General features: G+C 44.7%; 27 protein-coding genes. 20 read left to right on the top strand and 7 right to left on the bottom strand.

The genetic code is table 11. From position 1 onward, the window contains the following. Window positions 1–2 precede the first annotated feature (2 nt). From V6D41_RS07900 to V6D41_RS07840, 13 genes are read left to right on the top strand one after another with little or no spacing between them, the layout of a single operon-like run. A complete protein-coding gene (locus V6D41_RS07900) occupies window positions 3–980 on the top strand; it encodes an XkdQ/YqbQ family protein (protein ID WP_119913747.1) in 978 nt (325 codons plus the stop codon). Continuing rightward, window positions 980–1,246, top strand: a complete 267-nt coding sequence (locus V6D41_RS07895; protein ID WP_333517812.1) for a DUF2577 family protein — start codon at window positions 980–982, stop codon at window positions 1,244–1,246. The genes V6D41_RS07900 and V6D41_RS07895 overlap by 1 nt, the downstream gene beginning before the upstream one ends. Window positions 1,247–1,305: 59 nt before the next feature. Continuing rightward, window positions 1,306–1,731 carry a DUF2634 domain-containing protein gene (locus tag V6D41_RS07890; RefSeq protein WP_333517811.1) on the top strand — a complete coding sequence of 142 codons (426 nt, stop codon included), beginning with the start codon at window positions 1,306–1,308 and terminating at the stop codon, window positions 1,729–1,731. Beyond that, window positions 1,724–2,770, top strand: a complete 1,047-nt coding sequence (locus tag V6D41_RS07885) for a baseplate J/gp47 family protein (RefSeq protein WP_333517810.1) — start codon at window positions 1,724–1,726, stop codon at window positions 2,768–2,770. Before V6D41_RS07890 ends, V6D41_RS07885 begins: the two co-directional genes overlap by 8 nt. Continuing rightward, window positions 2,754–3,332 carry a YmfQ family protein gene (locus tag V6D41_RS07880; protein WP_148963843.1) on the top strand — a complete coding sequence of 193 codons (579 nt, stop codon included), beginning with the start codon at window positions 2,754–2,756 and terminating at the stop codon, window positions 3,330–3,332. Before V6D41_RS07885 ends, V6D41_RS07880 begins: the two co-directional genes overlap by 17 nt. Beyond that, entirely contained in the window at window positions 3,329–3,601 is a 273-nt protein-coding gene (locus V6D41_RS07875; protein ID WP_333517809.1) for a hypothetical protein, read from the top strand. The genes V6D41_RS07880 and V6D41_RS07875 overlap by 4 nt, the downstream gene beginning before the upstream one ends. A gap of 2 nt (window positions 3,602–3,603) precedes the next feature. Continuing rightward, on the top strand, window positions 3,604–5,715 hold the full coding sequence (locus V6D41_RS21525) for a terminase (protein ID WP_442893052.1): 2,112 nt from the start codon (window positions 3,604–3,606) through the stop codon (window positions 5,713–5,715). A 10-nt stretch (window positions 5,716–5,725) separates the two neighbouring features. Next, a complete protein-coding gene (locus V6D41_RS07865) occupies window positions 5,726–6,055 on the top strand; it encodes an XkdW family protein (RefSeq protein WP_333517808.1) in 330 nt (109 codons plus the stop codon). Further along, on the top strand, window positions 6,052–6,216 hold the full coding sequence (locus tag V6D41_RS07860) for an XkdX family protein (protein WP_039073675.1): 165 nt from the start codon (window positions 6,052–6,054) through the stop codon (window positions 6,214–6,216). The genes V6D41_RS07865 and V6D41_RS07860 overlap by 4 nt, the downstream gene beginning before the upstream one ends. Window positions 6,217–6,260: 44 nt before the next feature. After that, window positions 6,261–7,100 carry a phage-like element PBSX protein XepA gene (gene xepA / locus V6D41_RS07855; RefSeq protein WP_333517807.1) on the top strand — a complete coding sequence of 280 codons (840 nt, stop codon included), beginning with the start codon at window positions 6,261–6,263 and terminating at the stop codon, window positions 7,098–7,100. A 52-nt stretch (window positions 7,101–7,152) separates the two neighbouring features. Beyond that, window positions 7,153–7,422 (top strand): hemolysin XhlA family protein, encoded by a 270-nt coding sequence (locus V6D41_RS07850; protein WP_148963838.1) that lies wholly within the window; start codon window positions 7,153–7,155, stop codon window positions 7,420–7,422. A gap of 12 nt (window positions 7,423–7,434) precedes the next feature. Beyond that, window positions 7,435–7,698: a phage holin gene (locus V6D41_RS07845; RefSeq protein WP_333517806.1), complete on the top strand. Its 264-nt coding sequence runs from the start codon at window positions 7,435–7,437 to the stop codon at window positions 7,696–7,698. A gap of 11 nt (window positions 7,699–7,709) precedes the next feature. Beyond that, window positions 7,710–8,603, top strand: a complete 894-nt coding sequence (locus tag V6D41_RS07840) for an N-acetylmuramoyl-L-alanine amidase (protein WP_333517805.1) — start codon at window positions 7,710–7,712, stop codon at window positions 8,601–8,603. 31 nt (window positions 8,604–8,634) lie between these two features. Here the strand turns inward: V6D41_RS07840 and spoIISC are convergent, their stop codons facing one another. From spoIISC to steT, 6 genes are all read right to left on the bottom strand, one after another. After that, window positions 8,635–8,772: a three component toxin-antitoxin-antitoxin system antitoxin SpoIISC gene (gene spoIISC / locus V6D41_RS07835; protein ID WP_119913750.1), complete on the bottom strand. Its 138-nt coding sequence runs from the start codon at window positions 8,770–8,772 to the stop codon at window positions 8,635–8,637. Between the two features lie 84 nt (window positions 8,773–8,856). Continuing rightward, the gene (spoIISB, locus tag V6D41_RS07830) at window positions 8,857–9,027 is read right to left on the bottom strand and encodes a three component toxin-antitoxin-antitoxin system antitoxin SpoIISB (RefSeq protein ID WP_010330434.1); all 171 of its coding nucleotides are present in this window, start codon (window positions 9,025–9,027) and stop codon (window positions 8,857–8,859) included. Further along, window positions 9,027–9,773 (bottom strand): toxin-antitoxin-antitoxin system toxin SpoIISA, encoded by a 747-nt coding sequence (gene spoIISA / locus V6D41_RS07825; RefSeq protein WP_148963835.1) that lies wholly within the window; start codon window positions 9,771–9,773, stop codon window positions 9,027–9,029. The genes spoIISB and spoIISA overlap by 1 nt, the downstream gene beginning before the upstream one ends. A 109-nt stretch (window positions 9,774–9,882) precedes the next feature. After that, window positions 9,883–10,884 (bottom strand): inorganic phosphate transporter, encoded by a 1,002-nt coding sequence (locus V6D41_RS07820; RefSeq protein ID WP_148963834.1) that lies wholly within the window; start codon window positions 10,882–10,884, stop codon window positions 9,883–9,885. Between the two features lie 12 nt (window positions 10,885–10,896). Beyond that, entirely contained in the window at window positions 10,897–11,514 is a 618-nt protein-coding gene (locus V6D41_RS07815; protein WP_003218470.1) for a DUF47 domain-containing protein, read from the bottom strand. Window positions 11,515–11,790: 276 nt separating this feature from the next. Continuing rightward, window positions 11,791–13,107, bottom strand: a complete 1,317-nt coding sequence (gene steT / locus V6D41_RS07810; protein ID WP_333517804.1) for a serine/threonine exchanger — start codon at window positions 13,105–13,107, stop codon at window positions 11,791–11,793. 386 nt (window positions 13,108–13,493) lie between these two features. On the opposite strand from steT, the gene V6D41_RS07805 reads away from it, so the two are divergent. From V6D41_RS07805 to V6D41_RS07790, 4 genes are all read left to right on the top strand, one after another. Further along, window positions 13,494–14,444, top strand: a complete 951-nt coding sequence (locus tag V6D41_RS07805; RefSeq protein WP_333517803.1) for a ring-cleaving dioxygenase — start codon at window positions 13,494–13,496, stop codon at window positions 14,442–14,444. An 80-nt stretch (window positions 14,445–14,524) separates the two neighbouring features. Next, a complete protein-coding gene (locus V6D41_RS07800) occupies window positions 14,525–14,677 on the top strand; it encodes a hypothetical protein (protein WP_333517869.1) in 153 nt (50 codons plus the stop codon). Between the two features lie 7 nt (window positions 14,678–14,684). Next, window positions 14,685–16,889, top strand: coding sequence for a glycosyltransferase family 39 protein (locus V6D41_RS07795; RefSeq protein ID WP_333517802.1), 2,205 nt, complete (start codon window positions 14,685–14,687; stop codon window positions 16,887–16,889). Between the two features lie 11 nt (window positions 16,890–16,900). Further along, window positions 16,901–17,872 carry a glycosyltransferase family 2 protein gene (locus V6D41_RS07790; RefSeq protein ID WP_333517801.1) on the top strand — a complete coding sequence of 324 codons (972 nt, stop codon included), beginning with the start codon at window positions 16,901–16,903 and terminating at the stop codon, window positions 17,870–17,872. 488 nt (window positions 17,873–18,360) lie between these two features. Here V6D41_RS07790 and htrA read toward each other — a convergent pair whose 3' ends face one another. Beyond that, entirely contained in the window at window positions 18,361–19,719 is a 1,359-nt protein-coding gene (htrA, locus tag V6D41_RS07785; RefSeq protein ID WP_333517800.1) for a serine protease HtrA, read from the bottom strand. A 170-nt stretch (window positions 19,720–19,889) separates the two neighbouring features. Here htrA and proG point away from each other — a divergent pair, with 170 nt between their 5' ends. The 3 genes from proG (at window position 19,890) to dppB (ending at window position 22,602) form a co-directional block, all read left to right on the top strand. Beyond that, entirely contained in the window at window positions 19,890–20,708 is an 819-nt protein-coding gene (proG, locus tag V6D41_RS07780) for a pyrroline-5-carboxylate reductase ProG (protein WP_333517799.1), read from the top strand. A 126-nt stretch (window positions 20,709–20,834) separates the two neighbouring features. Then, window positions 20,835–21,659, top strand: a complete 825-nt coding sequence (gene dppA, locus V6D41_RS07775) for a D-aminopeptidase DppA (protein ID WP_333517798.1) — start codon at window positions 20,835–20,837, stop codon at window positions 21,657–21,659. Window positions 21,660–21,675: 16 nt separating this feature from the next. Further along, window positions 21,676–22,602 carry a dipeptide ABC transporter permease DppB gene (dppB, locus tag V6D41_RS07770; RefSeq protein ID WP_148963825.1) on the top strand — a complete coding sequence of 309 codons (927 nt, stop codon included), beginning with the start codon at window positions 21,676–21,678 and terminating at the stop codon, window positions 22,600–22,602. Window positions 22,603–22,604 lie beyond the last annotated feature (2 nt).

The raw sequence follows: 22,604 nt of genomic DNA, 5'->3' as shown, positions 1-22,604 counted from the left end.
TGATGATAGAACTGTTTGTCATTAAAGACACAGAGTGGCTTGAATTGGTCGCAGAAAGCGTATCGCTGGAGGGCCATCGTTATCAGGCGCCGCGCTCTATTGAAGCGACCATCGTCATCAAACAGGGCGACCAGACGTATTACAGTGTCACTGAGGGAGATACTGTCTTGTTTAAGTGGAAGGGAAAAGAGCTTTTTCGCGGCATTGTTTTTGCAAGAACACCGGACGAGCATACGCTTGCTTTTAGTGCGTATGATATGCTCCAATACTTGGTCAAAAATCAGGACGTGTACGTGTTTTCCAATCAGCGGGCCGACCAGATGATCAGGCGGATCGCCAATGATTTTCAAATACCGACAACTTCGATTGCGAACACAGGCCATACGATCAAAAGCCTTGTCATAAAAAATGATACGACCTTATATGACATCATCTTAAAAGCGCTGAAACAGACGAAAAGCCAGACAGGGCGACATTATCAGCTGTATTCAGAAAAAGGAAAGCTCGGTCTGCGTGCTTGGCCAGATCCGTCAGAGGTATGGGTGTTGGAAACAGGCGTCAATATCACGGGTTACCAATACAGCACTTCCATAAACGACACTGCAACACGGGTTGTGCTCCGCCGGCAGAAGGACAATAAGACGTATAAAGCGTCTGCCAAGGACAGTTCAGGCTTAAACAAATACGGTGTGCTTCAATATACGGAGACGGTCACAGATGATATCAACCAAGCTCAGCTTCAGCAGCGGGCAGATGTGCGCCTTGCTGAAAAAAAAGGCGTGAAAAAAGAACTGAAAAATATTCAGGCGGTCGGCATACCAGAAGTGCAGAGCGGCTTGCCTGTCTATATTTCCATTCCGGAGGCCGGGATCAAGAAGACCTATTGGGTAGATACGGACCGGCACGAGTTTAAAGGAACGAAACATACGATGACCATTGATGTTGTCGAAAAAAACACCATGCCGGAAGGAGTTTCCTGATGAGATTGAGTGAGGCTATTAAACATTTGGCCGTCGGCGCAGTTGACGCTGAGTCTCCGGTGGAGCTGCTCCCGGCTGAGGTGGTTTCGGCTTCTCCTGTTGAAATCAAATTAAAAGAAAACAGCAAACTGATCATACCGGCAGACGCCCTTATCATCCCAAAACGGATGCAGTCCGGAGGAGACGATGCACTCGAGCCGGGGGACCGCGTCATGACCGTGGCTCTGACTGGCGGTCAATCGTTTTTTATTTTAGATAAAGTATAGACAAACCGCTTCAGCACGAAGGGGTTTTTTATTTAGCTTGTCAAAAAGGAGTGGGCACCATGGCCCTGACACCAGAAGTGGAGTTTGAGGATTTTGAGGATGAAAGTGACGTTATTGAAACCTCGCAAACATACAAAATAGATTTTGAAAACGGAAGAATTACAAATGAGCTGATTACCGGGCTTGAAGCGATCAGACAATTCGTGTATATCGCCTTACAAACAGAACGATATGCGTATTCCGTATACAGCCATAATGTCGGAAATGAGCTTCAGGACGTGCTGACAGATCATGAGACGACTGATGCCTATAAAAAAATGGAGATTCCGAGGCTGATAGAAGAAGCACTGATTTATGACGACCGGATTTCCGCCGTAACAGACTTTGAGATAGAAAAACAAGGCGATGTGTTTCATGTTTCCTTTGTGGTGGAGACAGATGAAGGGGCGCTTGAGATTGAGGAGGTGATTGGCGAAGATGTTTGAGGAGCAGACCTTTGAAAATATTATGGAACGTATGCTGAACAGCATCTCCGCAGATATTGACACAAGAGAAGGCAGCGTCATTTATAATGCGTTAGCCCCGGCGGCAGCCGAGCTTGCGAAGTCATATATATGGCTGGACACCGTGCTTGAGCTGGTCTTTTCTGATACCGCCCAAGGCGAATTTTTAGACCGGCGTGCAGCGGAAGCGGGGATTGAACGGACAGCCGCGACAAAGGCGGTCAGAGCGGGAGAGTTTACGTCGGGGGTTACCATTCCTGCGGGCTCACGCTTTTATGTGGATAATCTTTATTTTCAATATACGGCAGATGGGACGCTCATCTGTGAAACACCTGGTGATGCGGGAAACGCCAATCTGACTGGACGCCATTTACTTTCGCTGGATACCATTCCCGGATTAGAGACAGCCATTGTTAAAGAAATCCTGATCCCGGGGCGAGAGGAAGAAGGAGACGACAGCTTAAGAGAACGGTATTTTACAAGGGTTCGGCGCGAGGCTGTCAGCGCTAACAAAATGCACTATAAAGAGTGGGCTGAAGAAGTGGACGGTGTTGGAAAAGCAAAGATTTTCCCGCTTTGGAGCGGAAACGGCACGGTCAAAATTGTCGTCACGAATGTGAATCTCGAGCCGGCTTCCGATATCTTGATTCAAAAAGTGAAAGATTATATCGACCCTGAACCAGGACAGGGTGAAGGACAGGCGCCAATTGGAGCCTATGTCACAGTGGAAAGCGCGGTCTGGAAGGATGTTGAGATTTCGGCCGAAGTGCTGCCGGAGATCAATCACTCAATTGATGAAGTAAAGTCGGAAATTAAAGAGGGCGTTTTAAACCTCTTTAAGAAAATGGCGTTCGAAGACAACGTCATCCGCCTTTCTCAAATTAACAATATCGTCTATAATTCACCGTCAGTCAGTGATTATTCCAACATTAAAATCAATGGCACCTCAGAAAATCTGGTACTGAGCGACGTGGAAATTCCTAAGCTTGGGCAGGTGAAGATCATTGAGCAAACAAGATGACATGACAGCGTATCTGCCGCCGTTTCTTACCAGCCTGAAAGAAATGGCCGAGCTGCTGAAAGCGGAAGCGCCTGAGTTTGATAAACAGAATAACAGCATCTTTGATCTGACGGATCAGTTGTTCGTGCCGACAGCGACATGGGGGCTAAGCCGCTGGGAAAAGATTTTAAACGTGCCGCGGGAATCGGGTGACACCGATGAGATCAGACGATTGCGGCTGATTTCAAAAATGTCGAACATCCCGCCAATTACCTACAAGGCTATTGAGCAGGCAGTCAATCGTTTCTTGAAAAAACCGTCTGCACAGGTCCGCCTGCTGCCCGGCGAATACCGATTTAACGTGGATATCAATGTTGATGACCTTCAGCACATGAATGAGCTGATCGAAGCCATAGAAAACATGAAGCCCGCTCATTTGGCCTATACGCTCAGAGGCGGATTGAACGAGACGCTACAAATCAAAGACACAGTCATCCTGAATCACCGCAGATACCGAACAGCCAGTGAGCTGAAGGTCGGTTATTCGGTCACCCTTAACAATAATGAGGTGGTTTTAACTTGATTTCAACCATATACAGAGAACGTACAGCGGCAGATCTAAAAAGCAGAATTGATCACGTGCTGCTGAACGGACAAAAAACAGACATAGTAGAACTCGCAATTGACGGAGCGACAGTCACCGTTCTGACAAAACGGGAGGAAGACATCAAGCATATCGAAACGGTGCAAATTTTTGACGAGCTGGGCAATGTAATCACAGAGAGAAAAACAGACCTGGACGTCAGCGAAAACAGAACACTCGATTTCAGATTTACTTTTGAGGTGGTGTAAACATGGCATACGAAGAAAAAACAGACTGGCTCCCCGACGACCCGATCAACGAAGACGACGTCAACCGCTGGGAAAAAGGCATAAAAGACGCCCATACAGACCTCGCCGCCCACAAAAACGACATGAACAACCCCCACAACACAACAAAGGCGCAAGTCGGGCTGGGGAATGTGGATAACGTGCAGCAGGCGGCGAAGAAGGATTTTGACCAGCATGAACAAGATCAGGTGCGGCATATTACAGAGGAAGAGCGGGAGAAATGGAATGGTGCGCAGTTATCTAAGATTACGAAAGATGATGGACAGCCTATGTTCAATATCACGAGTGATTTCCATACCGAACTGATGAACTATCCTACATTGACTTATTTTTCTTATACGGGATCGCCTCTAAATTCACCAGGCGGCTCAGGGAGAGGATTTTGGGCTTGCAGTGACAGTAAGTTATACGGACATGTGCTTGTAATGACAAATGATAATAGAACATTCCGCAAAACGCTCTCAAATGGTAATTGGTCAGATTGGTTTGAAGTGGAGACAACGGAAGGCGCCCAAACAAAAGTAAACGCTCATGCAGCTAATTCGGACATCCATGTCACACAATCAGACAGAGACAAGTGGAATAACAGTCAGCTTTTTAATATTACAGCAGACAACGGTCAAGGAAAATTATACTTAAGCGAAACAGATGATTTTCATGAAATTGTTCCGAAGAACACTGGGATGGTTCATTTCACCTCCGCTTCAAATACAGTAAATGGTCCAGGAACTGCAGTCAGAGGTATATGGACTATCAATGCTACTGGGAATTACGGACAGATTATCGGTTTTGATAACGCAAATAAAACGTACCGAAAAACGGTATCAGGTGGAAACTGGTCAGATTGGGTTGAATTAGAGACAACAGCTGGAGCAGAGACAAAAGTAGCTAATCATGCTAATGACTCTTCTGCTCATATTACTGTAGGAGAAAGAAATAAGTGGAATGATGGACAGTTGTCTAAAATTACAAACGATGCGGGTGGAGTTTTTGTTTGGATAGGAGACACAGATGATTTCCTTAGTAAAATTGTAAAGTCGGGCGAGAGATTTGCAACTTTTTATTCTACTGGAAAGCCAACAAATGCACCCTCTACTTTATCCACAAGGGGGTTTTTTCATTTTACAGCAACTGATAGTAATGGCAATGGAACTTTTGGATATGTAGTAGCAATTGATTATAGAAATAATATGTTTACAAATTATCTAGATGCTAACTTGGGTTGGCAAGGCTGGAATAAAGTTGAAACTGAGAGTGGTGCTAAAGCGAAGACAGATAAAGCCTTAACTGATGCTAAAAACTATGTTGATACAAATTATACAAATCAAAATTTAACCATACTTACAGGCTCTAATGCAATTCAAGACGCAAGAACTGGAGGAAATGAATATCCCCTGGGACTAACACTAATGGATGTTGGTCAAGGAAATACTACGGGTTATCCGCTTGGTTACGGAATCGTAAAAAATGAGAAATATTCTGATTATCGTTTTGTTCAATATTTTTATAATAATGGTAATATTTCATATTCTTATGCTGGAACAGGTATTTGGGTTCGTCAATGGTACCCTCAGTCTGGATGGACAGAGTGGGAGAAAATATCTGGGTTTGCTCATGTGAATGTAGGCAGTACAGGAAAACAAGAACTAATAAAAGGTGAAACTCAAAAAATCAATTATAATCGTATTATTAAGGACAGTCATAAAATATACGATACAAATAACTCAAGATTTATAGCAAGTCATTCAGGGATGTATTTAGTCGGAGCTAGTTTAATAATTGAAAATACATTACAATATTCTAATTTTGAGCTATATGTTTATGTCAATGGATCAAAATACAAATTAATAGATCAGTATAGAATGCCTTCCCCAAAAGATAATAATGACACCAGTGAATTTAATGCAACTGTTACAGGATCAGTTACAGTACCATTGAACGCAGGAGATTATGTTGAAATATATGTATACGTTGGGTATTCAGGTTCTGCCACCCGCTATGTACAAGATAGAAATGGTATTATTAACTATTTTGATATTATTGAACTTGGAGGGCACAATTATCCTAGAGTATAGGAGGTACAAGATGATATTATACGAGGCAATCATGTATAAATACCCTGAGGCTGTGCCAAGAAAGGATTTTGAGCTGCGGAATGACGGGAATGGTTCTTATATTGAAAAATGGAACCTGCGCGCCCCAATCCCAACCCAAAAAGAGCTCGAATCTTGGTGGGAGGAGTCACAAAAAAACTCGCCGTACGAGCCGCCTAATCAGGTGGAGCTTCTCGCTCAGGAATTGTCACAGGAAAAGCTGGCACGCAAGCAGCTTGAAGAACTGAACAAAACATTGGGGAGCGAGCTGTCAGATATTAAGCTTTCATTACTTTCCTTGAAAGGAGATCATGCTGAATGAATTATTGGGTGCTTGCCTTGCATTTTGAGTGGGCGACAGCGGAGATGGTGAAACAGGCTATCGCATATCAAGACTGTTCAATTGAGGATCTGGCAGAGGGTGTGAACAAAAAGCTGATTACACCTGACCAGTATAAAGACATTACCGGTAAAGCCATGTAAGGCTTTTTTATTTTGCCTGTTTTTAGATCAAAAGGAGGATGAAGATGGTGAAGTATCAATATGAATTTCCTCTCGATAAGACTGGAAAAGCCGGAGCTGTAAAGCCCTACAGAGGAGGAAAAAATGATTTTTTGACACCTGTTGCGAACTTGTCAGGTGTCTCGGAGATTTTAACAAACGCTGCCTTAAAGGCGACTGAGGCATACAGTCAGCTCGGGCAAGACAGGCTGGGCGCGGTTCTGATTTCAAAAGTAAAGGGCTGGGTGTATGCAGATCGTGAAGGTACGCTCTTTGTTGAAGAAAGCGACAATAACAATGCTTGGACAACGACAGCAGCCGTTAATGTCGCAGCCGGTGTCCTGACGGAGACGGACTGGGTGTATCTCTCTAAACGCTATTACCGCTTCCGTTATGTGAACGGGAACCTTCAGCAATCGGAATTTGCAGTCTACCAATCAGTCGGGGCGGGAGAAATGGATGTGCGTGTAAGTGAAAAAGCCCCTTTACAGATTGACTTTTCGACGATTCAGACAGACGATGGCTTGCTGAAAGTAAAAGCCGGCAACACGTTTGACTTTATCTTTCATGAAAATGCCGATTCCGCCGGAGAAGGTGCTGCTTTACCTGTGAACGGTGCCGCGCATTTACTCGTTGAAGTATACGGCACAGCGGAAACGAGTGAGGTGACATTTTGGGGTATATCGCTGTCGGGACAGAAACTTCCGATCAGAGGCGTGAAATCTGATGATGCGTCCTCTGCCTCAAGTACGTTAGGGAAAGCTGAGGCGTGGGCTTTTGATATTAAAGGTTTCAAGGAGATTATCATGGAGATTGCCAGTATCACCGGCGGGTCTCTTTCGGTAAAAGGAACCGTGCTTTCATAACCATTTCGGCCCTCGGAAGGGAGGTGATCCGCATGTAAAGGAGGAGTGAATGATGCAGCAAGAGATAGATGTGAATGTGTTCCAGCAGGATTTAACAGACATGAAAGGTGAGCACAAAGCGCTTGAGCAGCGGGTTTCCGTATTAGAACGCGTGTCAGACCGGCAAGACCAGCAAATCATGACGCTGAACGAGAAGTTAAACAAAATTGATGAAAATACAACGTGGATTAAACGCACCATCACAGGTGCCATCATTACAGCAGTATGCACAGGGATCATTGGCGGAGCCATCGCTATTATGTACAACCTGCTGCAGCATTAAAGGGGGATTTTCATGAAAACGTACGACAAAGGCACGGTCATCAGGACGGTGCTTCTTTTGGTTGCATTCATTAACCAAACCATGCTGATGTTTGGCAAATCACCATTGGACATTCAAGAAGAGCAGGTCAATCAGCTTGCTGACGCTCTTTATTCTGCCGGATCTCTCATTTTTACAATAGGGACAACAGTTGCCGCTTGGTTTAAAAACAACTATGTAACAGAAAAAGGGAAAAAACAGCGTGACTTGTTAAAGGAAAATAATCTGACGAAATAAGGAGAGATCATATGGTTAACATCATTCAAGACTTTATTCCAGTCGGTGCAAATAACCGTCCAGGCTACCTCATGACACCGTTCTACATTACAGTGCATAATACAGCGAATACTGCACCCGGAGCGGATGCCGAGGCACATGCCCGCTATTTGAAAAATCCTGATACGGCGACTAGCTGGCATTTTACTGTTGATGATACAGAAATTTATCAGCATCTGCCATTAAATGAAAACGGCTGGCATGCGGGAGACGGAAATGGCAGCGGCAACCGGGCTTCTATTGGGATTGAAATTTGTGAAAATGCAGATGGAGATTTCGCTCAAGCAACAGCAAATGCCCAGTGGCTTATTAAAATATTAATGGCTGAGCACCATATCAGTCTCGCCAATGTCGTCCCTCATAAGTATTGGTCAGGGAAGGAATGTCCGCGCCAGCTGTTGAATATATGGGATACGTTTAAAGCTGGGATTGGGGGAGGCGGGAGCCAAACCTATGTCGTGAAACAGGGTGATACGCTTACATCCATAGCGAGAGCGTTCGGTGTGACTGTTGCCCAGCTGCAAGAGTGGAACAATATCGAAGACCCGAATCTCATTCAGGTCGGTCAAGTGCTAATTGTAAGTGCGCCATCGTACGCTGAAGAACCCAATCTCTATCCGCTCCCGGACGGAATAATCAAACTGACAACACCTTACGCCTCAGGCGAACATGTCTTTCAGGTGCAGCGAGCACTGGCCGCTCTCTATTTTTACCCTGATAAAGGAGCTGCCAATAACGGAATTGATGGCATTTACGGACCGAAAACTGCTGATGCGGTTGCGCGTTTTCAGTCTGTTAACGGTTTAGCGGCCGACGGTATTTACGGGCCGGCGACTAAAGCAAAGATCGCAGCGCAATTAAGCTAATCGCAGCAAAAAATCCCGGAGTTTCCGGGATTTATTTTTTCTTCTTTAACTTTTTTAATATACCTGCACTGCGCTCCCGAACCCGAAGCGAATACCCGGAAAGGCCAAACCTTCCGTAATCAACAAACTTCACACGCCTCACCAATTTTTTCACTGTATCACCTGACAATATCCTCTGTTTGTTTTAGTATATGTAACCCTTTAAGAAAAGGAATAAGGACAAGAGCTGTTTTCCCTTGTCCTTTTAGTGTGATCATGCTTTTTTTCGTTTATACTCGTCAATCAGCCGTTCGTTTTCTTTGAAGATTCTTGCTGTATGCGGGCTGACTTGATAGCTTGCGACACTGGTGGTTGAACGTTTTTTCAGGATCTTTGACGGTTTTGCCGCCCGGGGCTCGCATCCGTTTTGAAACGCGCGTTCCATTATCCTTCACCTTCCTCCTCAATTGGCAGAACTAAATCATATATGCTCGTTAATGATGTGAAAAGCAAATAATCAAATTCCGTGACTATGCTGTCAGACGTCAGCTTGATGACGTAGCTCTGTGTCTCGATGGTAAATGGGATGAGAACCACTTTTCCGTATTGGTCGTAATAAACATCCTTTCGATCGAGCCGTGTCTGCACGTCTGCCGGATCGTCCATATGCTCGGTTAATCGGTCCTTATCGGCCTGTGTCGAATAGTGACAAAGTGAGGCCGTTAAGTTCATTTTATCGGCATAGGCTTTCAGCAGCTTATCAATACCTTCAGCATATGCATCTATACTTCCATAATAAACGTGGATCGGTTCGTTTTTCAATAGGTATTGGTATGTTTTCAGCCGATCGAGATACATGTGGAGCATTTCGTTGTTTTCTTCGAGGATTTCTCTTGTGTCGGTTTCCAGTTCGCTGCCGGCCAGTTTTTTGACGTATGCGCTTAAGAAGATGAAAGCGTCAATTAAAGCGAAACTGACAGCGACAATGAGATACCGTTCCCAGTCGGTAAACAGGGAAAAGGGCTCATATGTCCAGTATATCATAGCACCCAAAACAAACAGCAGGTACCATGTTTTCCGGATGGCGGACATTTTTTCTTTGACCTTCGCTTCGAAACGCCACGTGGCGTACACGTATAAGCCTAATCCGGCCATGATGCACCAGACCATGATCTGAAAGAATAAAAGCATACATGAATCCCTCACATCTGAAATAGGTTCTGCTTATTGTATTCGAGAGATCCGGCTGATTTTCCTGTTCCATCAAAAAAACCGCTCCTTTGACAGAAGCGGTGTAACATTAAAAGATCATATTTAAAATAAAGTAGGCGATGGCACCGAGTGTCGCTGAAATCGGAAGCGTGATGACCCATGTCACGAGCATACGCTTAGCTGTGCCCCAGTTTACGCCTTTTACCCGGTGTGACGCACCGACGCCAAGGATTGATGAAGAAATGACGTGGGTTGTGCTGACCGGCAAATGTATAAATGTGGCGCCGAAAATAATGGCTGCCCCGGTTAAGTCAGCGGAAACACCGTTTACCGGACGGATTTTCATGATCTTTCCGCCAACGGTTTTGATGATTTTCCAGCCGCCGATTGAAGTTCCAAGACCCATGGCTGTCGCGCAGGCGAATTGCACCCAGGTTGGAATGACATTAGCAGAAGTATGTAAATTCGCTGTGATGAGAGCCATTGTGATAATTCCCATTGCTTTTTGCGCATCGTTTGTTCCGTGTGTATACGATTGCAGGGCAGCTGTTACAATTTGCACTCTGCGGAACTGCTTGTTCGTTTTCGACAAATTGCTGTCTTTGAAAATCAGCTTAACGATGCTGTAAAGAATAAAACCAAGAACAAAGGCAATAATGGGTGATAAGATCAGTGCTTCAATAATTTTGATGAAGCCCTTATAATTTAACGCAGCAAATCCGGCCGCGGCAATAGCTGCACCGGCAATAGCTCCAATAATGGCATGAGATGAGCTGCTTGGAATACCGTAGTACCATGTGATCAGGTTCCAGGCAATCGCAGCGAGTAGCGCAGCCAAAATGACAACTGAACCATTTTCCAGTGTATAAGGGTCCACGATGTCTTTCGTAATGGTTTTTGCAACACCTGTAAATGTCATTGCCCCGATAAAGTTCATCACAGCCGCCATTATAATGGCGTGGCGCGGTTTCAGCGCTTTTGTGGATACCGAAGTGGCAATTGCGTTCGCCGTATCATGAAACCCGTTGATGAAATCAAACACCAGAGCACAAATGACTATTAGTATCGTTAATATGAATAGAATATCCATTTTTACCCCTCGTTACGCGTTTTTCATAATGATGGTTTCAAGATTATTGGCAACACTTTGGCAAGAGTCAGCAATTTCTTCAAGCGTTTCGTAAATTTCACGGTATTGAATCACTTTGATCGGATCTGTTTCATTTCCGAAAAGATTCTTTAATGATTTTCTGTGCAGGTTGTCACAGCTGTGCTCATATTCTTTAATTTTGATCGCGTGAGGCTGAATATCTTTTAAGCGGTTTTCTGCCAGTAGCTCAATTGTAATCAAAATTTCTTTCGCACATTCTCTGATGTATCCGCTGAATTTATCGATATGCTCGTCTGATGAAGTAATTGAAAAAATCTCCATCATGGCAGAGAAATGCTCGATTCCGTCAAGCACATCATCCAGGCTGTTTGTTAGCTGAAGGATATCTTCGCGTTCAATAGGAGTGATGAACGCTTTGTTAAGCTCTTTAATCATGACATGAACATGATTGTCACCTTTTGTTTCATATTCCTTTAACGTATCTGCGAATTCTTTAAGCGTCGTTTGGTTTGTGACCTTAAAGTTCACAAAATATTCGGCAGTTTCGTCTATATTCTTTGCGATTTCTGTTAAAAGGAGTGAGAACTTATCTTTTTTTCTTCTTATCATTAAAAACCCTCCATAGTTTGAATGAGACAATGCACACATCAAATTATTATATAGCCTTTTGTCGAAAAAAAACAGGAAAAGTCGAAAAAAACGCGGCTTGACTTTTTCGGTAAATCATGTCTCCTTATCATGGCCTGCTTCGGTACAAAAAAACGACCCAAGTTAGCAAAATCCTTCTGCTTAACGTAAAAAGTATATCAAAAGTTGTGTTTTTCCTGTCAACTTTTTTCTTCTGTTCCACCAAAAAACGGTTCCCTAAACAAGGGAACCGTTTTATCAGCTAGCTTTTCGTTTTTTCATCCAGTAATAAACAGGCAGTCCGGCAAGGCCGATGAGGATTGATAATCCACAGCTCAGTGTATCTGTAATCAGTGTGCTTCCTAACACAAAGAATGAGCCCGCGATTGCCAAAATCGGCATGAATGGGTAAAGCGGAACACTGTAGGCGCGCTTTTCTCCCTTTGTTCGCTTGCGGAGGATAAACACCGCAAAAAAGGCCATTACATAAAAAATGTAGATCATGAAAATAGAGATTTCCGAAAGTTTATCAGGGTTGCTGATCAGCATCATAATCAAAGACACAGCAATCTGGAAGGTAATCGCAATCCATGGTGTGCGGAACGTCGGATGCACATGTGACAGTTTTTCAGCAAATGGAAGCTGTTTGCGTTCCGCCATCGCGTAGGACACTCGCGGGAAAGAAAGGATCTTTCCGTTTAAGCAGCCGAAGATGCTGACAATAATCCCGACACTGATCAGCTTTCCGCCAACTGAACCGAATAGCATGGTCGCAGCAGTGCTTGTCGCATTTTCACCAAGTGTGACAATTTCGTTCGCAGACAGGATGTGAAGCAATGCAAAATTAATGAAAATATAGATGGCTGTAACAATTAATAATCCTCCAGTCATTGCGCGTGGCAGCAGCTTTTCGGGATTTTTCATTTCTCCGCCGAGAGCGGCCAGAAGAATCCATCCGTCGTAAGCAAACAGTGTAGCCAAGATGGCTGCTCCGAAATTCATATCGGAAATGCTTTCGTTTACTGCTGTAAAGATGTGCTGATCGCCTTTCCAAAGACCGAAGATGATGATGCATGCAATCGGAATCAGCTTGCCGATCGTTGTCAGCGTTTGGACAAAGCCGCCGTATTTTGTACCGATAATATTAATGATGCATAAAAAGAGAACGGCTATAATTCCGATTCCTTTTGATAGTCCAGATCCCCAGCCGAAAAGATTCGCCATTAAAGATCCAAAATATAAACCCAGCGCGCCGATAATCGCCGGACCGTAAATGATAATCTGCACCCAGCCGCACAAAAACCCCCAAAACTCTCCGTACACTTCTTCAAGGTACGTATAGAGCCCGCCGGTTTTCGGAATCTGTGTTCCGATTTCCGCGATTGTCAAACCGCCCGCCAGTGTTAAAATACCGCCTAACAGCCAGGCGAATAGCGCTGTCTTTGAATCACCCGAATAAGCGAGCACAGCGCCAGGCTTCATAAACACACCTGAACCAATAATGGTTCCGATGACAAGAGTAAGGGCAAACAAGAGGCCTATCTCTTTTTTCAAACCGTTGTCTTCAGTATGCATGTCCTTAACCTCCTATGATGTTGAAGCTTCATGATGAAGAATCTATTTTTCATATTGTAAACCCTATTTTAGAAAAGTGAAATAAAATAAATTTTCTGATTTTCGATATTTGCTTTCTGTGTGGCTGATAAACCTATGGAAACGCCTGCTTTAATAATTAATAAACGAATAAAAATGTGTTTTTTAAGTTCTAAAGTTCGTGTTTTTCGGTCGGGTTTCAACTGTCAGAGAAGATGCTGTAAGAACCTAGCAAAATAACGAACCTCCGATGAAGCTGATATGTTGACTTTCCCATGGGAATAAAATACCTTGTTATTAGAACACTAAATATATAACTATGATATAATATCTCGAAATCGAGATAAAATGACCTGGAGGGACAGCATATGAAAGTCAACGGCATTCACCACGTGTCGGCATTAACGGCCGACGCACAAAAAAACTTAGATTTCTATAAGAAAGTATTAGGATTAAAGCTCGTCAAAAAATCCGTCAACCAGGATGAACCGACAATGTACCATCTGTTCTACGGAGATGAAGTGGCAAATCCGGGAACTGAGCTGACGTTTTTCGAGATTCCCCGCATTGCGCCGTTTCATGCGGGCACAAACAGTATTTCTTCTATTGGTTTGCGTGTTCCAAGCACAGAAGCCCTGCATTTTTGGAAAGAACGTTTTGAAGAGCATCAGGTGGCGCATAGCGGAGTCACCCAAAGAGCGGGACGTGACATATTGGCATTCCGAGATCATGAAGGACAGCGCCTTGTGCTGACTGCGGATGAGAAAGGAAAAGGATATGGTCTGCCTGTTAAACAAAGCGGTATTCCGGAAGAATTTTCGTTTCGCGGGTTAGGGCCGGTTGAGCTGACTGTACCGTACGCTGAACCAACTTTACACGTATTGACGAATATTCTCGGATTTACAGAAATCAGCCGTGAAACAGTCGAAGGACAAGGAGCCGCCGTCATTTTGGAATCTGGAGAAGGCGGTGCTGCAACAGAAATCCATTTAATAGAAAGAAACGATCTTCCGCGCGAACGCCAAGGAAAAGGAAGTGTTCACCATGTCGCGTTTCGGGTAAGAGATGAAGAAGAGCTTGCCGGGTGGCATCAGATCATCAGCCGGGAAGGCTATAGTAATTCCGGCATCGTTGAACGCTACTATTTCAAGGCGCTGTATTTCAGAGAGCCGAACGGCATTTTGTTCGAGTTATCAACAGATGGACCGGGATTTATGGTTGATGAAAACCTTGATGAGCTCGGCCAAACGATCGCTCTTCCTCCGTATCTTGAGCATCGAAGAGCTGAAATAGAAGCAAAACTAAAACCGATATACTAAATTGAGATTGATTTGCCTTCCGGCACTGCCGGGAGGCTTATTTTTATTATCATAAAGGCTGCATAAACATTGGGCAGGACATATCAGGTGACGTTGGGAGAAATGGCTTAAAACCCGTTGTATATATGGACGATTGGCACGAAATGGCCTCGGCAAAAATATTGTCTTTGTTTATTAATAGTTTATTCATATTTGCTTGTTACACTATTTCAAAGTTAGACAAAAAGGAGTGAAAAACAAGTGGAAAAGAGAAAACGCGAGCTGGATATCGTCCTTACCCTCATTTTGCTCGCATCTGCATTTTTAAATATCTATAACATTTGGAATGACGACACGGTGAATCCTTATTACACCGCGGCAGTTACAAGTATGATGCAAAGCTTTCATCATTTCTTTTATGCTTCGTTCGATGCTGCCGGCTTTATAACAGTTGATAAACCGCCAGTTACATACCAAATCCAAACGATCAGCGCATTAATATTCGGTATGCACGGGTGGAGCGTCATTCTCCCTCAAGCATTGGCGGGTGTAGGTTCAGTCCTTCTGATGTACTTGCTGATTAAACCGACATTCGGTAAAACGGCGGCGCGCATTGCCTCATTTGTTATGGCATGTACGCCGATTGCTGTAGCTGTAGCACGAACAAACAATGTCGATGCATTACTGGTATTTTTTTTATTGCTTGCCACATGGCTCCTCTTTAAAGCGATCAGAAAAGGAAAGCTGATCTGGCTGTTAGCAGCATTTTTCGTCGTTGGAATAGGTTTCAATACAAAAATGCTTCAAGCTTATATGATTTTACCGGCCTTCTTATTGTTTTATCTGATTGCGGCAAACGCCACAATCAAGAAAAAAATCATTTCTTTGGTAAGTGCGTTAGCTGTATTAGCAGCTGTTTCGTTATCATGGCCGCTCATTGTTGACAATATCCCTGCAAGCAAGCGGCCTTATATCGGAAGCAGCCAGACCAACTCTGTTTTGGAATTGGCTTTCGGATATAACGGGATTCAGCGGCTGACAGGCCAAAATTCCGGCGGCGGACAGAGCGGATCAATTGGAGACGCCTCAAAAGAAATGCCGTCTTCTGATAACAATTCATCACAAACTCAAGCGCCGCCTAACCAGTCAGCAAGCAACAGCTCATCAAGTGATGACAAATCATCAAATGGCAATATGGCAGCACCTCCATCCAACGGTCAAATGCCAAACGGCGGAGAAATGCCGAGCGGCGGTCAAGGAGGCCCTCCAAGCGGCGGAGACGGCGATCAGGGCGGACCTGGCGGAGACGGAGGGGAAGGCGGTGCAGGAACCGGCTCGAAAATACAATCAGGTTCAGGAATGTTCGGAACGGGAACACCTGGTCCGCTGCGGCTTTTCCAACAAGAATTGTCTGATCAAATCAGCTGGCTTCTGCCATTTGCGATTTTTGGAATCGCAGGTTTACTGATCGCGGGTGCGAGAGAAAGAAGAAGATTATCTGCAGAGCAGAAGGAAACGGTGTTCTGGGTCGCATGGCTTGTACCGATTGCCGGATTCTTCAGTGTCGCAGAATTTTTCCATCATTATTATCTCATTATGCTGGCACCGCCGATTGCGGCTCTTGTCGGGGCGGGGTGGGTTGCCCTTGTTCACCTGTACCGCAATCAGACAGGCTGGACATCATGGCTTCTGCCAGCAGCGATTCTTGCGACAACTGGGTTTGAATTGTTTATTCTCAGGAATTACAACGATCAAATCGGCGCAGGCTGGAGCATTGGCGTAGGGATTATTGGCGCGTTGTCAGCGATTGCTCTGCTGCTGTTCAAACAGCGCCAAAAACCGATCAGTTATTATGTATCACTTGCAGCTCTTCTCGCATTGCTGGTGATGCCGATTTATTGGGCAAGCACACCGCTTCTGTACGGAGGCAACAGCTCACAGCCTGAAACAGGGCCTCAGCTCGCTTCAGCCAGCGGAAAAGGCATGGGTATGTCAGATGCGACTGTAAATGAAAAACTGATCAAATATCTAGAGGAGAATAACTCCAAAGCTGAATATCTATTCGCCACAATAGACTCGAACACAGCAGCGCCATATATTATTAAAACGAAAAAAGCTGTCATGGCTATTGGCGGATTCAGCGGTTCTGACCCGGCTATCACACTGACTCAATTCAAAAAACTAGTAAAAGAAGGAAAAGTGAAATACTTCTTGGCTTCTGGAATGGGAAGAGGCGGAAACAATGACATTGTTGAATGGGTTGAGAAAAACGGGAAAGAAGTGTCTTCATCTAAATGGCAAACAAGCTCTGATCAACAATCATCATCTGAGCAGAAAACAGAAAATAATGATTCAGCTGATACATCAAGCAATAGCGAGTCTTCAGGCGAAAACAGCCAGATGGGCGGCGGATCTGGCAGAATGAATCAGTCAGTTACATTATACGAACTAAATGCTGATGAATAGGAGGAAAAAACATGAGCAGACATATTCAATATTCAGTTGTTGTACCTGTGTATAACGAAGAGCTTGTCATTTATGAAACCTATCAGCGCTTAAAAGAGGTCATGGATCAAACGAAAGAAAACTACGAGCTGCTTTTTGTCAATGATGGAAGCAAAGATCGCAGTATTGAGATTTTAAGAGAGCACAGCCTGATCGATCCGAAAGTGAAAATCATTGATTTTTCAAGGAACTTTGGGCACCAGATCGCCATTACAGCGGGTATGGATTATGCACAGGGGAATGCAATCGCCGTCATTGACGCTGATTTGCAGGACCCTCCTGAGTTGATTTTAGATATGATTGAAAAGTGGAAGGAAGGCTATGAGGTTGTGTACGCCGTGCGGACAAAACGAAAAGGGGAAACCTTTTTCAAAAAACAAACAGCGGCTATGTTTTACCGTCTTCTCAGCAGCATGACAGATATTGATATCCCGATTGATACAGGGGACTTCCGCCTTATGGACAGAAAAGTCTGTGATGAAATGAAGAGATTAAAAGAAAAAAATCCTTTTGTCAGAGGGCTCGTCAGCTGGGTGGGCTTCAAACAGACAGCGGTCGAGTACGTACGTGATGAAAGGCTCGCCGGAGAAACAAAGTACCCGTTGAAGAAAATGCTCAAGCTGTCAATGGATGGCATCACGACATTTTCACATAAACCGCTGAAGCTGGCAAGCTATGCGGGGATGTTCATGTCAGGTGCAGGATTTCTGTATATGTTTATCGTGCTGTACCTGAAGCTATTCACGGACAGCACGATTACGGGCTGGTCATCCCTTATTGTGATCCAGCTCCTGTTCAGCGGCATCGTCCTTCTGATTCTAGGGATGATCGGCGAATATATCGGCAGAATCTACGATGAAGCCAAAGACAGGCCGCTTTACATCGTGCAGAAATCATATGGAATTGAAAATAAAAGACTCTATAGAGACCAGCATATGTCATAACCTGAAACCCCTATCCTTTACGGACAGGGGTTTTTTATATTCTGTGAGATGATCAAAGCAACAGACGCTGATCATTTTATGAGACTAAGGGATTGTGAACTTGGACTGCGGTTTTAGCATGCTGCAATAAAAACGGCAAAGCCTAAAAGCAGTCGTCCTCGGCTTTGCTGAATGTCAGCTGATATATTGGAGGGCTTTACAGAAATGCATGATGAGAGCCGTATCGGTTATGTGTAATAGACTACTGGCACCCAGTGTAATTCCCCACGACAGTCGATTCAGAAAGGAGAAAGCTTAGCACAGTAAAGTTTGACCCTGCCCAGATCATGTTCAATCCCACGGTTTTCATGTTCATATCGCTTTCTCAAATGATGCCTCAACATCTGATTAGTATAATGTCAGATGTTGAGGCAGGGTGTTTCATAGAGCGATAGGTCTTTTGTTCAATAAAAAGCCTCAGACCGCTTTTGCGGCTGAGGCGCTATATCTTAAGAAGTTGTTTCTTCTTTTTGGTCGAGTTTGATTTTTTTCGTCATTTCTTTGCCGTTTCTGAGGATTTTCACTTCAACGGTATCACCGATGTTTGCGTCTTTATATAAGATATTTCGCAGTTCACTGCCTGTATTGATTTCTTTGTCCTTCAGGCTGATGATAATATCCTCCGCTTTCAATCCGGCCTTTTCAGCAGGAGAGCCTGAGGCGACCTCACGGATGTATACGCCCTTATTCAGCTGGCTTCCGAACAGGCCGAGTGTGCCTTCTTGGTAGTTTTGCGGCACTTGTTCTAAATCAAGCATACTGACGCCGATATACGGACGTTCAATTTGCCCCTTAGACAGCAATTCTTCAGCAATCGGTTTTACGTCGTTGCTTGGGATTGCAAATCCAATGCCCTCAACATCATCTTCACTGATTTTCATACTGTTAATGCCGACAATTTTGCCGGAAGTGCTTAACAATGGACCGCCGCTGTTACCTGGGTTAATCGCTGCGTCAGTTTGAATCACGTTAATGCTGGTTTGGCCAGCAGATGTTGACATTGAAACCGTTCGGTCCACACCGCTTACAATTCCTTGCGTTACTGTGCGGGACAGGTCTTTTCCGAGCGGATCTCCAATCGCAATGACGGTCTCGCCTGTTCTGAGATCAGATGAATCACCGAAGCTTGCCACTTTTGTTACGTGGTCATCACTGATTTGAAGGACCGCTAAATCTGTTAACGAGTCACTGCCTACCAGCTTTGCTGTCGCCTCAGTGCCGTCATATAAAGATACCTTCAGTGAAGACGCACCTTCTACGACGTGGTTATTCGTAATGATATAAGCCTTGCCGTTCTCTTTTTTGAAAATGACACCCGATCCCGATCCGCTTTCTGTACCTTCGCTGGAACCGGATGAGTCAGAGCCGAACAAAGAGCTGTTTGACTGGGCCTGAAGATTTGTAATACCGACAATCGCCGGTGAAATGTCTTCCACCATATTTGAAATTTTAGAAGAATCCTCGCTCTTGAATGCAGAAGAGCTGCTTGAGTTTGACGAGCTTTTGCTAGATTCAGAGGACGTGCTTTTAGCTGTAGCAGCTTGCGTTTGCTGCTGGCTGGATGATTGTTTTGCAGTGTCCTGAGAATCATGGTCGCCTAGCGGTGTAAATGTGTAAATGCCGAGAGCGAGACTGCCGCCGATCACTCCGCCAAGCAGCGGTCTGAACCATCCGAACCCTCGTTTTTTCTTCTCCTGGTCATGAATCACATTGCGGGCTGAGTAGGAGGGGCTCTGATCGTTTTCTTTCGCTAGAAAGACCTCATTCTCATTTCCTTCCGTTCTGTTTTCGTCACGATAGTTATTCATCATGTTCACTCCGTTTCTCTATTTTCACTAAATCTATTTTATTATGATAGGTTTATGACTTGAGTTTATCATAAACAAAAACTGTGGGATAAAAATGAAAAGATTATGGGAAATTGTGAAAAAGGGCGGAAAACGTTACACTCTTTATTGTATATGAAAGGACTGAGTCGATGGAACAGATTGGATTGATTGGATATGGCAGCATGGCCGATATGATCGCCAGACAGCTGTTGAAGCATGGCCAAATCAAGGAGAATGAGCTCTTTATTGAAACAAGAACGAAGGGGGAGCGGCTGCAGGCGCTGATGTCAGATTATCCAAATGTATCAGCTGATTCGCTTGAGAACTGGGCTGAAACGTGCGGTTTGATTTTGATATGTGTCCCGCCGCTCCATGTCATTGAAACACTGCGCCGTCTGCACCCGTATGTGAATAAGAATACGCATATCGTTTCCATTGCCGCCGGTGTGCCGCTGCGTCTTTTGGAGGCTGAAACGGAGGCTGGTCTATCACGTTTCATTCCTGCCATAACGTCCGAAGCAGAAGCGGGCGTCTCACTTGTCGTTCACAGTGAAGCACTGACAGCCGATCAAAAAGAACGTCTGAATGAACGGTTATCGGTTTTCAGCCGTGTACGGGAAATCAAAGAATCGAATTTGGATGCCGCCAGCAATTTGACGAGCTCAGCACCCGGATTCATAGCTGCAGTTTTCGAAGAATTGTCACTGTCTGCGGTTAGAAACAGCGGCCTGTCCAAAGAAGAAGCCTTTGATTTTCTGATTCATTCGTTATACGGTACTGGCAAACTGCTGATCGAAAAGAAGATGTCTTTCGGGGAAACGCTGGAACGTGTCGCAACCAAAGGCGGAATTACCGGAGAGGGAGCTGAGGTGATACGCGCCTCTTTGCCGGACGTTTTTGATGAGGTGTTTGAAAGAACCTTGAAAAAATATGAACTGCTTACAGAACAGGCAGAGAAACAGACATGAATCCTTGAAAGAGGGTTCTTTTTTATCAATGAAAAGTTGTGATTTTCCCCAGTTATATTGCAATTTTCCTCTTTTTTTAATATAATTTGTTAGAATATTCATAATTTAGTAAAAAGGAGGAGCGTTATGAGACTGTACATGTCAGTAGATATGGAAGGTATTTCGGGTCTTCCGGACGATACCTTTGTGGATTCCGGCAAGCGCAATTATGAACGCGGGCGGCTCATCATGACCGAAGAAGCAAACTACTGTATTGCCGAAGCGTTTAACAGCGGGTGTACAGAGGTGCTGGTCAATGACAGCCATTCCAAGATGAATAATCTGATGGTTGAAAAGCTTCACCCTGAAGCCGATTTGATTTCCGGTGACGTCAAACCATTTTCAATGGTAGAGGGGCTGGACGATACGTTTACAGGCGCTTTGTTTCTCGGTTATCATGCGAGAGCCTCGACTCCCGGTGTGATGTCACACAGCATGATTTTCGGCGTCCGGCATTTTTACATAAACGATCGGCCTGTCGGTGAGCTTGGGTTAAATGCATATGTTGCCGGTTATTATGATGTCCCGGTGTTAATGGTAGCCGGTGATGACCGTGCCGCAAAAGAAGCGGAAGAGCTCATACCGAATGTCACGACAGCCGCTGTCAAACAAACCATTTCAAGATCAGCAGTGAAGTGCTTGTCCCCCGCGAAAGCCGGCCGGCTGCTGACAGAAAAAACCGCATTTGCCCTGCAAAACAAGGACAAAGTCAAACCGCTCACACCGCCTGACAGACCCGTTTTGAGCATTGAATTTGCCAATTACGGGCAGGCAGAATGGGCAAATCTGATGCCGGGAACTGAAATGAAGCCGGGTACCACAACCGTTCAATTTCAGGCAAAGGACATGCTTGAAGCCTATCAGGCGATGCTTGTCATGACTGAGCTTGCGATGCGGACATCATTCTGCTAAAGGGGTGTTTTAGGCTTTGGTGCGATACATGATGAAGCGTTTTTGGGCAATGGCAGCTACAATTTTGGTGATTACCACCCTGACTTTTGTTCTCATGAAGGTCATTCCCGGATCTCCTTTTAACGAGGAAAGAGGCACAAATGAAGTCGTTCAAAGAAATCTCGAAGCCTACTATCACTTAGACGATCCTCTCATTTTCCAATACATCATCTACCTAAAATCCATCATTACATTCGATTTCGGACCTTCAATTAAAAAACCGTCAGACAGCGTCAATGATATGCTGGAACGCGGATTTCCCGTTTCCTTTGAGCTTGGATTGACAGCGATTGTCATTGCCGTGATCTCTGGGCTCGTGCTGGGCGTAATCGCTGCGCTCCGCCGCAATGGCTTTTTGGACTACGCCGCGATGAGTCTTGCGGTACTCGGCATCTCCATCCCGAATTTTATTCTGGCAACATTGCTTATTCAGCAGTTTGCCGTCAATCTCAACCTATTTCCCGCTGCCACATGGACGAGCCCGATCCATATGGTGCTTCCGACCGCAGCGCTTGCCGTAGGGCCAATGGCGATCATTGCCAGGCTGACACGGTCAAGCATGGTCGAAGTCCTGACACAGGATTATATCCGCACAGCAAAAGCAAAAGGGCTTTCTCCGTTCAAAATTATCGTAAAACACGCACTCAGAAATGCACTCATGCCCGTCGTTACCGTTCTGGGTACACTCGTCGCCAGTATTTTAACTGGAAGCTTTGTTATTGAAAAAATCTTTGCCATTCCCGGAATGGGAAAATATTTTGTTGAAAGCATAAATCAGAGGGACTACCCCGTGATTATGGGAACGACCGTTTTTTACAGTGTCATTCTGATCATCATGCTGTTTTTGGTCGACTTGGCCTACGGTCTCTTAGACCCGCGCATTAAACTGCATAAGAAAGGGTGAAG

The organism is Bacillus sp. 0102A (genome assembly GCF_036765155.1).
Taxonomy (GTDB): domain Bacteria; phylum Bacillota; class Bacilli; order Bacillales; family Bacillaceae; genus Bacillus; species Bacillus subtilis_G.
This window is presented reverse-complemented; position numbering and strand designations above follow the sequence as displayed.